Here is a 13,584-nt window from a genome sequence, read left to right on the forward strand (position 1 = left end):
CATGCGTGGCGGTGAGGGGCCGGTCCCGGGACTCCCGGGGCCGGCCCTTCGTCGTGCCGTCCGGCGGCGCACGCCGGGAGCCGGACGAGGTAGGGCTGCCCCGACACCGCGCTCGGGGGTGGGCACCGGTGCGCGCGCCTCGCCGACGGCCGTACGTTCGTGGCCATGACCCACTCGTCCCCGCCCAGGCCCCCGGGCGCGGCACCGGGCGCCGCCCCGGGGGCACCGGACGTCGTCCCGCTGGCCGCCGACGTCCGCCTCGTGGCGCCCGCGGTCGCCGGCGGGCGGGCGCTCGCGCTCGCGCCCGTCCACCGCGCGACGTGGCGGGCCGTCGGACAGCTCGTGGTCGCCGCCTTCTGGACGCTCGCGGTCGCCGTCGTGCTGCTGGCGGGCGCGGCCGTCGGCGTCGGGCTCGTGCTGCTCGTCGTGGGCGTCCCCGTGCTCGTGGTGACGCTCCTGCTCGCGCGCGCGTACGGACGGGCCGAGCGCGCGCGCCTGGGCGCGCAGCTCGGCGCGCGGGTCCCGCCGCCGGCCCCGCCCGTGCGCCGGCGCGGGTTCCTCGGCTTCTGCATGCGCACCCTCGACGGGCACGCGTGGACCGCGGTGTCGCACGCGCTCGTCGTGATGCTCCTGACCTGGACCGCGCTCGCGGTCGTCGTGGCCCTCGCCGCCGTCGGGGGCGTGGCGGCGGTCGAGCTCGCGGTGCCCCCGGCCCGCACGGCCCTGCAGGTCGACCCGTGGTGGTGGGGCGTGATCGTCCTGCCCGTCGCGGTGTGGGGCGCCGCCGTCGTCGCGCAGGCCACGACGCTCCTCCAGCTGCGGCTCAGCCGCGCGATGCTCGGCGGGCGCTCCCGCGCCGAGGCCGACCGCGCCGCACGCGCCGCCGAGGAGCGGGCGGCCGTCGCGGAGGGCCGCGCCGTGCGGCTGCACGAGACCCGGGCCGCGGCCGTCGAGGCGGCCGACGCCGAGCGTCGGCGCATCGAGCGCGACCTGCACGACGGCGCCCAGCAGCGTCTCGTCGCGCTCGGGGTCGAGCTCGGGGTCGCCCGCCGGGCGGCCGCGCACGACCCGGAGGCGGCCGTGCGCGCCCTGGACTCCGCGCACACGGAGGTCAAGGAGGTCCTGGCGGAGCTGCGCGACCTGGTCCGCGGCGTCCACCCGGCCGTCCTCACCGACCGCGGCCTCGACGCCGCGCTGTCCGCGCTGGCGGCCCGCAGCCCCGTCCCCGTCGAGGTCGACGCCTCCGGGCTGGAGGGCGCGACCGCGCCGACCGCCCCCGCGCAGGCCGCCGCGTACTTCGTCGTCGCGGAGGCGCTGACCAACGTCGCGAAGCACGCCGGTGCCCGCTCCGCGACGGTGCGCGCCGACGTGGTGGGCACGGGCGCGGACGCACGGCTGCGCGTGCGCATCGGCGACGACGGGCGCGGCGGGGCCCTGGCCGGCCGCGGCAGCGGGCTCGACGGCCTGCGCCGGCGCGTGGAGGCCCTCGACGGCTCCTTCGACCTGGTCAGCCCCGCCGGGGGCGGCACCGTGCTCACCGTGGAGGTGCCGTGCGCATCGTGATCGCCGAGGACTCCGTCCTCCTGCTCGACGGGCTGACCCGTCTGCTCGTCGCCGAGGGGCACGACGTGACGGGTTTCCGCACGGCGGACGAGCTCGTGGCCGCGCTGGGCGACCCCGACGCCGACCTGCCCGACGTCGTCGTCACCGACGTGCGGATGCCGCCGACGCACACCGACGAGGGGTTGCGCGCCGCCGTGCACCTGCGCGGGCTGCACCCCCGCCTGCCGGTGCTCGTGCTGTCCCAGTACGTCGAGCAGCGCTACGCGCGGGACCTGTTCGCCGCGGACGCCCGCGGCCTCGGCTACGTGCTCAAGGAGCGCATCGCCGACGTCGACGACTTCCTGGCCGCGCTCGCCCGCGTCGCGTCCGGCGGCACCGTCGTCGACCCCGAGGTCGTCGCGCAGGTGCTCGCCCGCAGCCGCCGCTCGGCCCTCGACACGCTGACCCCGCGCGAGCGCGAGGTCATCGGGCTCATGGCGGAGGGGCGCTCGAACTCCGCGATCGCCGACCGCCTCGTCGTCGGCCTGCCCGCCGTCGAGAAGCACGTCACGTCCATCCTCACCAAGCTCGAGCTGCCGCCCGACTCCGACGACCACCGCCGCGTCCTCGCGGTGCTGCGGTGGCTCGAGGACGGCCCGACCAACGGGAGCCCCCGATGACCGTCCCCACGACCCAGGCCGGCGCCGCACCGGCACCCGCGCCCGGCCCGGCGCCCGCCGGCGCCGCCGCCCCGGTGCCGCCGGCGCCCCGGCGCTCCCGGACCGGGACGGTCCTGACGGCCGTCGGCATCACGGTCGCCACGCTGGCCGCCGCGCAGCTCGCGGTCAACCTGCTGGGGCACGCCGCCGCCCGGACGGTGAGCACGACCGCCGCCTACGCCGCACCGCGCGTCGTCGAGCTCGTCACGGACGGCGCGGTGGACGTCCGCGCGACCGGCGACGGCGAGGTGCGCGTCGAGCGCACGTCCCGCCACGCGTGGGACGAGCCGGACTACGACGTGCAGGAGCGCGGCGACCGGCTCGTCGTCACCTACCGCTGCGGCTGGACCTGGGCGGGCGTCTGCAGCACGAGCCTCGCCGCCGAGGTGCCCGAGGGCACCGCCGTCGTCGTCCGGTCCGCGGACGGGCAGGTCCGTGCCGAGGGCGCGCTGGGCGACGCAGAGCTGCGCACCTCCGACGGCGACGTGCTCGTCACCGGTGCCACCGGGTCCGTCGAGGTCCGCACCTCGGACGGCCGGGTCGACGTGCAGGACGTCGCCGGTGACGTGCTCGTGCGCACCGCGGACGGCGACGTCCGGCTGCGCGGCGTCGGGGGTGACGCGGACGTCGCGGGGGTCGACGGGACCGTCGACGTCGACGGAGTCGACGGCTCGCTCGCCGCACGCACCTCCGACGGGGACGTGATGGTCGCCGCCGTCGCCGGGGACGTCGGCGCCCGCACCGTCGACGGCGACGTGACCGTGCACGGGACGGGCGAGCCGGCCGCGCTCGAGATGGCGACCGTGGACGGCCGCAGCGTCATCGACGCGCCGACGGACCCCGCCGCGGACCGCCGGGTCGTGCTGCGCACCGTGGACGGCGACGTCGCCTACCTGGGGCCGCGCCGCTGAGCACTCGGGGCGGGCCGGTAGGGCTCCTCGCGCACCGCGTGCGCGGCCACGAGCTTGCACGCGAGCACCGGGCCGAACCAGGCCAGCCCGTCCGGCGCGGCCACCGCGGGCGCGGTCAGGGCCCACGGCACCACGAGCAGCGCGGCGAGCACCGCGAACGCGAGCGGCCGGGCCAGGTGCAGGGGCGCGGCGTGCACGACCGCCGAACCCGCGACGCACGCCGCGTACCAGAGGAGCGCCCAGCCCCACGCGTCCCCCGGCAGCACGAGCACCAGGACGAACGGGTGCACGTGCGCCGCGGCGAACAGCACCGGGTGCCGCAGGGTCCGCGCGCCGCGGCCGGCGTCGGGCGGCGGCGGCCCGTGGTACTGCCGCTTCGCGGGGCCGAGCGCGTTCGCCGCGACCCCGCCGACGACGTCGACGGCCACGGCCAGCACGAGCGCCCACTGCCACCACCGCCACGTGGGCGACCCTGCGGCGAGCACGAGCAGGGTCCCGGCGGCCGTCGCCGCGGCGACCAGCGCGCGCTCACCGCGCGTCGCGCCCGCCCCGACGAGCCAGCCCGGTGGTCCGGGCGGCGCGCGCCAGTCGACCACGGTGCCCGGTGCCCCCGGCGCCGGAGCCGGCTCCGGGGGCGCACCCTCGAACGTCCCCACGGCGGTCACGGTGCCGTCGCGGCGCCGTCGTGGCAAGGGGGCGTCCACGACCCTGCGGGGTGCGGGCGGGGCGTCGGTGGGGGCGGCGCCCGCGCCGGGCCGGACGGCACCCGGGGCGACGAGGGCCCCGGGACGACGAAGGCCCGGAACGGCGAAGGCCGCGGGACGACGAAGACCTCGGGACGACGAAGGCCCCGGGCGGCGTCTGCCGACCGGGGCCCTCACCTCACGTCGGGGTGGCGGGATTCGAACCCACGACCTCTTCGTCCCGAACGAAGCGCGCTACCAAGCTGCGCCACACCCCGTGAAGCCCCGTAAGAATAGCCGACGATGGGGGCAGGAGTGAAACCGACGTCCGCAGGCCCCGGTCAGGCGGGGACGAGCGTGAGCAGCGTCGCCTCCGGACGGCACGCGAACCTCACGGGTGCGTACGGCGAGGTGCCCAGGCCGGCCGACACGTGCAGCCACGACGACCCGCCGCCGCCCGGCCGGTCCGGCCGGGCGCCCGGCCAGCCGTGCAGCCCCTTGGCGCGGCTCGTGTCGAGGTCGCAGTTGGTCGTCAGCGCGCCCCAGAACGGCACGGCGAGCTGCCCGCCGTGGGTGTGGCCCGCGATCGTCAGGTCGACGCCGTCCTCGTGCATCGCGTCCAGCACCCGCCGGTACGGCGCGTGCGTGACGCCGACGTGCAGGTCGACGACGGGGTCGGTACGGCGGGCGGCGGCGGCACCGGCCGCGCCCGCAGCCGCGGGGCGGACGTCGTCGTCCCCGCCGGCGGCGGGGAAGCGGTCCTGGTCGAGGTGCGCGTCGTCGGTGCCGACGAGCGACAGCCGCCGCCCGTCGACCTCGAGCACGTCGCGCCGGTTCGACAGGTCCCGCCAGCCCGCCGACGTGAGCCGTGCGACGAGCTCGCGCCACGGCAGCTCGACCGGCGGACGCACCGGGGTGCGGCGCGCGTCGGGCAGCAGGTAGCGCGCGGGGTTCTTGGGCACGGGCGCGACGTAGTCGTTCGAGCCGAGGACGAACGCGCCCGGTAGCGCGAGCAGTGGCTCCAGCGCGCGCAGCAGCGCGGGCATGGCGTCCCGGTGCGCCCAGTTGTCCCCGGTGTCGACGACGAGGTGCGGGTCGAGCGTCGCCAGGTCGCGCACCCAGTCGACCTTGCGGCGCTGGCCCGGCGTGAGGTGCAGGTCCGACACGTGCAGGACGCGCAGCGGGGCCTGGCCCGCCGGCAGGACGGGCACGGTCACCTCACGCAGCGTGTACCAGCGCGCCTCGACGAGGGACCAGGCGACGCCCGCGACCCCGGCGGCCGCGAGGCCGCCGAGGGTGCGCAGGACGGGACGGGAGGCGGGGGAGGTGAGGTGCACGTCAGCCGTTGCGGCCCTGGCCGTTGCCGGGGCCGCCCTGGCCACCGCCCTGGTTGCCGCCCTGCCCGCCGCCCTGCCCGTCACCCTGGCCCGGGAACGGGAAGCCCGGCTGCGGCTGGCCGCCCCCGGCGGGTGCCGGCGGCTGCCCGCTCGAGAGCCGGAGCGTCACGGTCGTGCCCCGCGCCGCGCGGCCCGACGGCGACTGCTCGGCCACCGTGCCCGGCGGCAGCGACGAGCTGACCTGCTCGCCCGAGACGGAGACCCGGAAGCCGGCGGCCTCGAGCTGCGCTCGAGCGGACTGCTCGCTCTGCCCGACCACCGACGGCACGCCGGAGCGCTCGCCGTAGACCTGCCGGTCGTTCGGCGCGGCGAACGCCGGCACCTGCTTGTCCGCCATGACGCGGTCCATGTACCGCTTCCACGTCGGCGCGGCGATGGACGAGCCGTAGGGGCCGCGCCAGTAGGTCTGGCCGTTGATCGTCTGGCCGTTCATGGAGCGGAAGTTCTCGCTGTAGCCCACCCAGACCGCGGTCGCGCGCAGCGGGTTGTAGCCCGCGAACCAGGTGTTCTCGTTGCCGGTCGTCGTCCCGGTCTTGCCCGCCGCCGTGTAGGCGGGGCGGCCGAGGCTCTTCGCGGTGCCGGTCCACACGTTGCTGAGCGCGTAGTTCATCGCCGCCGCGACCTGCGGGTCGATCGCGCCCGGACGGCAGTCCGCGGACGGCACCGGCAGCTCCTCGCCGTTCGTGTCCGTGACCGACGTGATGGCGATCGGCCTGCAGTACGTCCCGTTCGACGCGAACGTCGCGTAGGCCGCCGCGATCTGCAGCGGCGAGGTCGAGTCCGAGCCGAGCACGTTCGCGGGCGTGCCGTTGAACGGGGCGTTGCCCGGGGTGCCCCACTGGGTGGTCGAGTTCGGGTCGCCGGCCTGGGTCACGCCGATGTCGGCCGCGCCCTGCATGATGTCGCAGAGGTTGAGCTGCTTGGCCATCGCGACGTAGGCCGAGTTGACGGAGTTGCGGGTCGCGTCGAGGACGCTCTGCGGGATCGCGCGGCCGCCCTCGGAGTTGCCGAACTCCCACGCCTCGCCCGACAGGCGGATGCAGCTCTGGAACTCCCGCGGCTCGTACCGGAGCCGCGACCCGTTGACCGTCTCGTTCAGCGAGTGCCCCTTCTTGAGCCACTCGAGCAGCGTGAACACCTTGAAGGTCGAGCCCGGCGCGAAGCCCTGCGAGCCGCCGTACTCGAACGACGTGCTGTAGTTGACCGCCGTGTCCGTGTGCGGCCCGTCCTTGGCGACCGAGAAGTTCCGGTTCTGCGCCATCGCGAGGATCTTGCCGGTGCCCGGCTCCACGGTGACGATCGCGGAGGCCACCCCGGAGGGGTCGTCCACCGGGACGCCTGCCTTGACCTCCTGGTCGGCGGCGGTCTGCTCGACCGGGTCGAGGGTGGTGCGGATCGTCAGGCCACCGCGGTACAGCCGGTTGTTGCGCTCCCGGCGCGTCTCGCCGAACACCGGGTCGTTCGCGATCACCTTGGTCACGTAGTCGCAGAAGAAGCCGGAGCCGGCGACCACGTCGCCCGCGCCCATGCACCCCTGCTTCAGCGGCTGCGGGTTCAGCGTCTGGGCGATCGGCGTGGCCAGCCCGGCGGCGAGCTCGTCCGCGGTGATGTACTTCTCGCGCGCCATGTCCTTGAGCACCTGGTTGCGGCGCGCCTCGGACTTGGCCTGGCGCTGGGCCTTGACCTCGGGCGCCTCGTCCGCGGGCCCGACCGGGTCGAGCGCCGACGGGCTCTGCGTGATCCCCGCGATCGTCGCGGCCTCGAGGTAGTTGATGTCCTTCGCGGACTTGCCGAAGTAGTACCGGGCCGCGGACTCCACGCCGTAGACCGACGCCCCGAAGGGCGCGATGTTCAGGTACTTCTCGAGGATCTCGTCCTTCGTCATCGTCTGCTCGAGGGTGATGGCGATCTTCGCCTCGCGGAGCTTGCGGGCGACACCCTCGGCACCCTTGCTCTCCCGCGCCGCGTCGATGATGGCCTGGCGCTCCTCCTGCGTCTCGGCGAGCTCGGCCGCGTCGACGAGGACGTTCTTCACGTACTGCTGCGTCAGCGTCGACGCGCCCTGCGTCTTGCCCATGGCAGTCGCGACCGCCGCACGGGCCATGCCCGCCACGTCGACGCCCGAGTGCTCGTAGAACCGGCGGTCCTCGACGGCGATGACGGCCTGCTGCATGATCGGCGCGATCTCGGCGAGCGGCTTCACCTCGCGGTTCTGCTGGTAGAACGTCGCCAGCAGCGTGCCGTCGGCGGCGAGGATCTCCGACTTCTCGGGCAGCGGCCGCTGCTCGAGCTCGTCCGGGATCTCCTCGAACGCCGTGACCGACAGGTCGGTGGCGCTGTTGGCGGCGGCGACGCCGGGCAGCAGCAGACCGGCGGCCAGCACGCCGCCGAGGACGGCGACGAGGAGGAAGGAGACCAGCAGGCCGAGCGCCTGGACGGCGCTGACCTTGCGTCCACGGGCGCGGGCAGGGGTCGGCATGCCGTCAGGGTACCGGCGGGCCCTGACGACGACCCGGTCCGTCCGGCACGGTCGCGGTCCCTCCACGGGACCTGCACAGGTGCGGCCCGCCGGCCGCCGGGGCTGGTCCGGCCGGGCGGAATCGGGCGGATGGGTCTACCGCGCACCGGGGACGAGCCGCTAGCGTCCGCCGTGCGATCCGCGGGGCGCGAGGCCCACGGGGTCGGCAGGGACGGAGGTCACAGGTGACGGTGCTCGAGGTGGACGGCCACTGGACCGCGCGCGCGGCGTGCGGGTCGGGCAAGCTCGCTCCCGACGCGCTCTTCGTCGAGGGCTCGGCGCAGCGCGACGCCCGCGGGGTGTGCCTGGGCTGCCCGGTCCGGCTGGACTGCCTCGCGGACGCCCTCGACAGCCGGGCCGACTTCGGCGTGTGGGGCGGCATGACGGAGCGTGAGCGCCGGGCGCTGCTGCGCCGGCGGCCCGAGGTCGTGTCCTGGCGCGAGGAGCTCGTGGGCTCCGACATGACGCTGGCGTCGCTGTCAGCCCGGGTGTGAGCGCTCTCACCGGCGGCCCCCGAGCCGCCGCGGGCGAGGCCGCCCCACGCCACTAGGGTGGCGCCATGGCCACCCAGTGGGAGTACGCGACCGTTCCGCTCATCATCCACGCCACCAAGGCGATCCTCGACCAGTGGGGTGCCGACGGGTGGGAGCTCGTGACGGTCATCCAGGGCCCCGACGCGGGCCTCGTCGCCTACCTCAAGCGCCCCAAGCCGTGAGCGTCGCCGAGCGGCTCGCGGCGCTCGGCCTGAGCCTCCCGGCGGTCGCGGCGCCCGTCGCGGCCTACGTCCCGGCGGTGCGCTCCGGCGCCCACGTCTGGACGTCCGGGCAGCTGCCGTTCGTCGACGGCGCGCTCGCCGTCACGGGGAAGGTCGGCGCGGACGTCGACCCCGACGCGGCAGCCGACCTCGCCCGGACCGCCGCGCTCAACGCCCTGGCCGCCGTCGGCGCGCTGCTCGCCCAGGAGGAGGGCGGCGACCCGGTCGCCGCCCTCGACCGGGTGCGCCGCGTCGTCAAGGTCGTGGGCTTCGTCGCGAGCGCACCCACGTTCACCGGCCAGCCGGCCGTCGTGAACGGGGCGAGCCTGCTGCTGCACGAGGTCCTCGGCGACGCGGGCGTGCACGCCCGCTCGGCGGTGGGCGTCGCGGTGCTGCCGCTCGACGCGCCCGTCGAGGTGGAGCTGGTCGTCGAGGCCTGAGCGGCCCGCCCGCGGGTCAGCGGGCGCGCCGCTCCAGCCGGTCGACGTCGAGCAGCACGACCGCACGCCCCTCGCGGCGCACCCAGCCGCGCGCGGCGAAGTCCGCGAGCGCCTTGTTCACCGTCTCGCGCGAGGCGCCCACGAGCTGGGCGAGCTCCTCCTGCGTGAGGTCGTGCGCGACGCGGATGCCCTCGTCGACCTCCTGGCCGAACCGGGTCGACAGGTCGAGCAGCGCCTTGGCGACGCGGCCCGGCACGTCGGAGAACACGAGGTCCGCGAGCGCCTCGTTCGTGCGGCGCAGCCGCCGCGCGAGCGCCTGGAGCAGGTGCTCGGCCACCGTCGGCTTGTCCTCGAGCCACCGGATCAGGTCCTGGTGGCCCAGCTCCAGCACCACGGCGTCGGCGACGACCGTGGCGGTGGCCGTGCGCGGGCCCGGGTCGAAGAGGGAGAGCTCGCCGAACATCTCGCCCGGGCCGAGCACGGCGAGCAGGTTCTCGCGGCCGTCGTTCGAGCGGCGGCCGAGCTTGATCTTGCCGTCGCGGACCACGTAGAGGCGGTCCCCGGGCTCGCCCTCGTGGAACAGGACGTCGCCGCGGGCGGCGTCGATCTCCTTCATGGACGTGATGAGCGCTCCCGACGACTCCGCGTCCAGGCCCGCGAACAGCGGGGCCGTCAGCACGATGTCATCCGCCACGGCGGCACCTTCCCTCTCCCGGCCTCTCCGGCCCGTGTCCCGCACCCTCGAGCTGCACCGACCGTGCCGGCCGCGCGGCGTCCGACTGCGTGGCGCCGCGGCCGGGACGGTGCGTGCGGGCGTGCCCGTCCCTGCTGTCACCTGCCAGTCTGCCGCATCGGACGGGCCGCGCGCGTCGGGGCGGCCACCGGGGCGCGCGTCGCACCGGCCCGGTCCTCGTCCCCGGCCGCCGCTCAGCCGTGCCCGCTGACCCGGGGCGCCAGGTCGGCGACCGCGGCGGGGTCGACCGCGAGCCGCTCGACGAGCCGGTCGGTCACCCGGCGCAGCGCGTGCTCGACGCCCTCCTCGTAGCGCGCGAGGCGCTCGTCGAGGTCGCGCAGCGCCGGCAGGGCCGCCACGCGGCGGGCGTCGGTGCCGTCGAGGGCGCCGCGCAGCTCGCCGGGCCGCGGGACCTCGAGCCCCACGTCGAGGGGCAGGCTGAACGCGACCTCGGCGCCGAGGTCGTCGGGCGGGGCCGCGGCGGCGACCACGAGGTCCATGCGTGCCCGCACGACGCGACGCCACCGGCCGACGCGGGCGCGCTCGGCGCGCAGGGCACGCCGCTCCAGACGGAGGTCGTGCAGCGGGTGCTCGACGCGGGACGTCACGATGTGCGGATCGGGCCGGTCCGCCCGGGACTTGAACGTCCGGCGTGAGGCGTCCGTGCAGGTCACCCGCAAGGAGCAGCGCCGGCGGGACCCGGCGCGGTGGCGGCACGGCGCCCGCACGCCGGCGGTACGGCGCCCGCACGGCGTGCGGCGTCGGTGGCCCGGCGTAGCCTGCCCGCGTGGACCGCAGCCGCCCGGAGACCCCCCTCGCGCGCACCCGTCGTGCCCGGCGCGTCGACCGTGCGCTCGCGCTGCGGTACCCCGACGCGCACTGCGAGCTGGACTTCCGCAACCCGTTCGAGCTGCTGGTCGCGACCGTGCTGTCGGCCCAGACCACGGACGTGCGGGTCAACCAGACGACGCCGGCGCTGTTCGCCCGGTTCCCGGACGCGGAGGCGCTCGCGGCCGCGGACCCGGCCGAGCTCGAGGAGATCCTGCGTCCGACGGGCTTCTACCGGGCCAAGTCGCGCGCGGTGCTCGGCATCGGCCAGGCGCTCGTGGAGCGGTTCGGCGGTGAGGTCCCCGCGCGGCTGGAGGACCTCGTCACGCTGCCCGGCGTGGGGCGCAAGACCGCGAACGTGGTGCTCGGCAACGCGTTCGGCATCCCCGGCATCACGGTGGACACCCACATCGCCCGGCTCTCGAAGCGCCTGGGCTACACCACCAGCGAGGACCCGCTCGTGATCGAGCGGGACCTGCAGCCGCTGATCGAGAAGCGGCAGTGGACGATGGCGTGCCACCGGCTGATCTTCCACGGCCGCCGCACGTGCTTCGCGCGCCGGCCGGCGTGCGGGGCCTGCCCGGTGGCGGCCCTGTGCCCGTCCGCGGGGATCGGGGAGAACGACCCGGTGCGCGCCGCCGCGATGCTCAAGGGCTGAGCGCGCCGGCGCGGCGGTCAGCCGAGGACGCGGCGCTCGCGGGCGCGGACCCCGTCGACCTCCGCGAGCCAGTCGACCAGCAGCTCCCCGACCTCCTCCGGCACCTGGTCGGCGAGGTAGTGGCCCCCGCCCCGCAGCAGCTCGAAGCGGTACGGGAGCGCCACCCGCCGGGTCGAGGCACGCAGCGACGCGTGGGACGCGGGGCGCAGGCCGTCGCGCACGCCGTGCACCTGGAGCACCGGCACGGGGCGGGCGCCGCGCAGCAGGGCACGGAAGCGGCGTCCGTCGGGGCGGGGCGTGGAGCGCACGAGCCAGCGGACCTGCTCGAGCTGGCTGTGCGCCGCGAACGGGACCCGCAGCGCCCGGCGGTAGGTGTCCACGGCGGACGCGTCCGGTCGGCCGGGTACGCCGCCCCACTGGGTGAGCATGCGCTCCACGAGGTCGCCCTCGACGACCGCGCGCTCCGGCAGGGACGGCAGCTGGGTGAACGCGAGCAGCGCGGCGGCCGCCGGGTGCGGTGCGGTGCGCGGCTCCGCGACCCGGTCGCACGGGTGGGTGCCCGCGAGCACGCCGAGCGCGCGGACGACACCGGGGTGCGCCGCGGCGGTCGCCCACGCGACGTCCGCGCCCGTGCCGCTGCCGACGACGACGGCGTCCGACTCGCCGAGCGAGCGGATGACCCCGGCCGCGTCCGCCGCGAGGGTCGGGACGTCGTACCCCTGCGGGGGCTTGTCGCTGCCGCCGGTGCCGCGCAGGTCCATGGCGGCGACGCGGTAGCCGGCGGCGGCGAGCGCCGGCATCTGGTGACGCCAGGCCCACCAGAACTGCGGCACGCCGTGCAGCAGCAGGACGAGCGGCGCGTCCGGGTCGCCGGCCGTGGCCACGTGGAACCGGGCGCCGTTCGCGGTGACGAAACGGTGCTGCCAGGGGCCGTCGAAGAGCAGCGCGGCGGAGTCGACGGTGGTCATCGGGTGCGAACCTACCGGGTCGCCCCCGGCTCGTGACCCCCCTCGGTGCCCGGCGCGGGCACGGCGGTGTCCTCGACGGCGGCCGGCGCCTGCGGGTCGCGTGCGGCCTCCTCGGCACGGTCCACGGCGTCCGGATCGGTCTGGCCGCCGGCGCGGGCGGCGTGCACGCGGCCGCGCCACGCGAGGACGGCCCCGCCGCCGAGCGCGGCCAGCAGCGAGGCCGCGAGCACGCCGACGACGACGTGGTCGTCCAGCACGGTGCCCGTGCCGAACGCGAGCGAGCCGACCAGCAGCGACACCGTGAACCCGATGCCGGCGAGCAGGCCGACGCCGATGACGTCCCACCACCCCAGCCCGGGTGCGAGCCGTGCCCGCGTGAACCGGGAGACGAGCCACGTCGCGGCCGCGATGCCCAGCGGCTTGCCCAGCACGAGGCCGAGCACGACGCCGAGGCCGACCGGCTCGGTGAACGTCGCGCCGATCGTCGACGGCTCGATCGTCACGCCCGCCGCGAAGAGGGCGAAGACCGGGACCGCGAACCCGGCGGACACCGGGCGCCACAGGTGCTCGTAGTGCTCCGCGAGCGAGTGGTCGCCGTGCGCGTCCGTCGCGTCGGCCCCGCCCCCGCGGACGGCCGAGCCGGGCGCCGCGGGGACGACGAACCCGAGCAGCACGCCGGCGATCGTGGCGTGCACGCCCGACGCGTGCAGCAGCGCCCACGCCGCGAGTGCGAGCGGGACGAGCAGGAACGGCGAGCGCAGCCCGCGGCGCAGCGCGATCGCGAACACGGCGACGCACGCGAACGACCCGAGCATGAGGCCGAGCGTCACGGTCTCGGTGTAGCCGACGGCGATGATGACGATCGCGAGCAGGTCGTCGACCACGGCGAGGGTCAGCAGGAACGCGCGCAGCGCGACGGGGACGCCGCGCCCGACGATCGCGAGGACGCCGACCGCGAACGCGATGTCCGTCGCGGTGGGCACGGCCCAGCCCTGCGGCGCACCGCCGGGCATCGCGGCGTTGACCGCGAGGTAGATCCCGGCGGGCACGACCATGCCGCCGACCGCGGCGGCCGCCGGCAGCGCGGCCGTCGCGACGTGGCGCAGCTCGCCGACGACCATCTCGCGCTTGAGCTCGAGACCCACCACGAAGAAGAAGATCGCGAGCAGCCCGTCGGCCGCCCAGTGGGCGATGTCGAGGTCCAGGTGGATCGACGCCGGCCCGACGTGCGTGCCGGCGACCGCCGCGTACGAGTCGGGTGCGAGGTTCGCCCACAGGAGCGCCGCGACGGCACCCGCGAGCAGCAGCAGGCCGCCGGTCCGCTCGTCGCGCAGGGTGTCGGCGAGGTTGCGCTCGCCGCCCGGCGTGAGGGCGGAGAACAGCGTCCGCGTCGTGCGCGCGGGCGGGGTGGGTGCGGAGGAGGTGGGCACGCA

The 13,584-nt window shown here is 76.6% G+C and carries 14 protein-coding genes and 1 tRNA gene; 7 read left to right on the top strand and 8 right to left on the bottom strand.

Annotated elements, in window-relative coordinates; all coding sequences use genetic code 11:
• Positions 1 to 165 precede the first annotated feature (165 nt).
• From FB586_RS03840 to FB586_RS03850, 3 genes are read left to right on the top strand one after another with little or no spacing between them, the layout of a single operon-like run.
• Positions 166 to 1,563, top strand: coding sequence for a sensor histidine kinase (locus FB586_RS03840; protein WP_136517962.1), 1,398 nt, complete (start codon positions 166 to 168; stop codon positions 1,561 to 1,563).
• The gene (locus FB586_RS03845; protein ID WP_136517963.1) at positions 1,551 to 2,222 is read left to right on the top strand and encodes a response regulator; all 672 of its coding nucleotides are present in this window, start codon (positions 1,551 to 1,553) and stop codon (positions 2,220 to 2,222) included. Before FB586_RS03840 ends, FB586_RS03845 begins: the two co-directional genes overlap by 13 nt.
• Positions 2,219 to 3,172 carry a DUF4097 family beta strand repeat-containing protein gene (locus FB586_RS03850; RefSeq protein ID WP_136517964.1) on the top strand — a complete coding sequence of 318 codons (954 nt, stop codon included), beginning with the start codon at positions 2,219 to 2,221 and terminating at the stop codon, positions 3,170 to 3,172. The genes FB586_RS03845 and FB586_RS03850 overlap by 4 nt, the downstream gene beginning before the upstream one ends.
• Here the strand turns inward: FB586_RS03850 and FB586_RS03855 are convergent.
• The 4 genes from FB586_RS03855 to FB586_RS03870 form a co-directional block, all read right to left on the bottom strand.
• On the bottom strand, positions 3,151 to 3,828 hold the full coding sequence (locus FB586_RS03855; protein ID WP_136517965.1) for a hypothetical protein: 678 nt from the start codon (positions 3,826 to 3,828) through the stop codon (positions 3,151 to 3,153). The genes FB586_RS03850 and FB586_RS03855 overlap by 22 nt on opposite strands.
• A 231-nt stretch (positions 3,829 to 4,059) precedes the next feature.
• Positions 4,060 to 4,133 (bottom strand) — tRNA-Pro (locus FB586_RS03860).
• A 63-nt stretch (positions 4,134 to 4,196) separates the two neighbouring features.
• Positions 4,197 to 5,192, bottom strand: coding sequence for a metallophosphoesterase (locus tag FB586_RS03865; protein ID WP_136517966.1), 996 nt, complete (start codon positions 5,190 to 5,192; stop codon positions 4,197 to 4,199).
• A 1-nt stretch (position 5,193) separates the two neighbouring features.
• Positions 5,194 to 7,731 (bottom strand): penicillin-binding protein, encoded by a 2,538-nt coding sequence (locus tag FB586_RS03870; RefSeq protein WP_136517967.1) that lies wholly within the window; start codon positions 7,729 to 7,731, stop codon positions 5,194 to 5,196.
• Positions 7,732 to 7,955: 224 nt separating this feature from the next.
• On the opposite strand from FB586_RS03870, the gene FB586_RS03875 reads away from it, so the two are divergent.
• The 3 genes from FB586_RS03875 to FB586_RS03885 all read left to right on the top strand — a co-directional run bounded on the left by FB586_RS03875 (position 7,956) and on the right by FB586_RS03885 (position 8,964).
• Positions 7,956 to 8,264, top strand: coding sequence for a WhiB family transcriptional regulator (locus tag FB586_RS03875; protein WP_370741042.1), 309 nt, complete (start codon positions 7,956 to 7,958; stop codon positions 8,262 to 8,264).
• Positions 8,265 to 8,329: 65 nt separating this feature from the next.
• Entirely contained in the window at positions 8,330 to 8,485 is a 156-nt protein-coding gene (gene sp36 / locus FB586_RS03880) for a Sp36 family protein (RefSeq protein WP_136517968.1), read from the top strand.
• A complete protein-coding gene (locus tag FB586_RS03885; protein ID WP_136517969.1) occupies positions 8,482 to 8,964 on the top strand; it encodes a RidA family protein in 483 nt (160 codons plus the stop codon). The genes sp36 and FB586_RS03885 overlap by 4 nt, the downstream gene beginning before the upstream one ends.
• 16 nt (positions 8,965 to 8,980) lie before the next feature.
• Here FB586_RS03885 and FB586_RS03890 read toward each other — a convergent pair whose 3' ends face one another.
• On the bottom strand, positions 8,981 to 9,658 hold the full coding sequence (locus FB586_RS03890; protein ID WP_136517970.1) for a Crp/Fnr family transcriptional regulator: 678 nt from the start codon (positions 9,656 to 9,658) through the stop codon (positions 8,981 to 8,983).
• A 233-nt stretch (positions 9,659 to 9,891) separates the two neighbouring features.
• The gene (locus tag FB586_RS03895; RefSeq protein WP_136517971.1) at positions 9,892 to 10,305 is read right to left on the bottom strand and encodes a hypothetical protein; all 414 of its coding nucleotides are present in this window, start codon (positions 10,303 to 10,305) and stop codon (positions 9,892 to 9,894) included.
• Between the two features lie 179 nt (positions 10,306 to 10,484).
• On the opposite strand from FB586_RS03895, the gene nth reads away from it, so the two are divergent.
• On the top strand, positions 10,485 to 11,183 hold the full coding sequence (gene nth / locus FB586_RS03900) for an endonuclease III (RefSeq protein WP_136517972.1): 699 nt from the start codon (positions 10,485 to 10,487) through the stop codon (positions 11,181 to 11,183).
• A gap of 17 nt (positions 11,184 to 11,200) precedes the next feature.
• Here the strand turns inward: nth and FB586_RS03905 are convergent, their stop codons facing one another.
• Both FB586_RS03905 and nhaA read right to left on the bottom strand, forming a co-directional pair.
• Positions 11,201 to 12,151, bottom strand: a complete 951-nt coding sequence (locus FB586_RS03905) for an alpha/beta fold hydrolase (protein WP_136517973.1) — start codon at positions 12,149 to 12,151, stop codon at positions 11,201 to 11,203.
• A gap of 11 nt (positions 12,152 to 12,162) precedes the next feature.
• Positions 12,163 to 13,581 (bottom strand): Na+/H+ antiporter NhaA, encoded by a 1,419-nt coding sequence (gene nhaA, locus FB586_RS03910; protein ID WP_136517974.1) that lies wholly within the window; start codon positions 13,579 to 13,581, stop codon positions 12,163 to 12,165.
• Positions 13,582 to 13,584 lie beyond the last annotated feature (3 nt).

This window comes from Cellulomonas telluris, assembly GCF_004886325.1.
Taxonomy (GTDB): Bacteria; Actinomycetota; Actinomycetes; order Actinomycetales; family Cellulomonadaceae; genus Cellulomonas; species Cellulomonas telluris.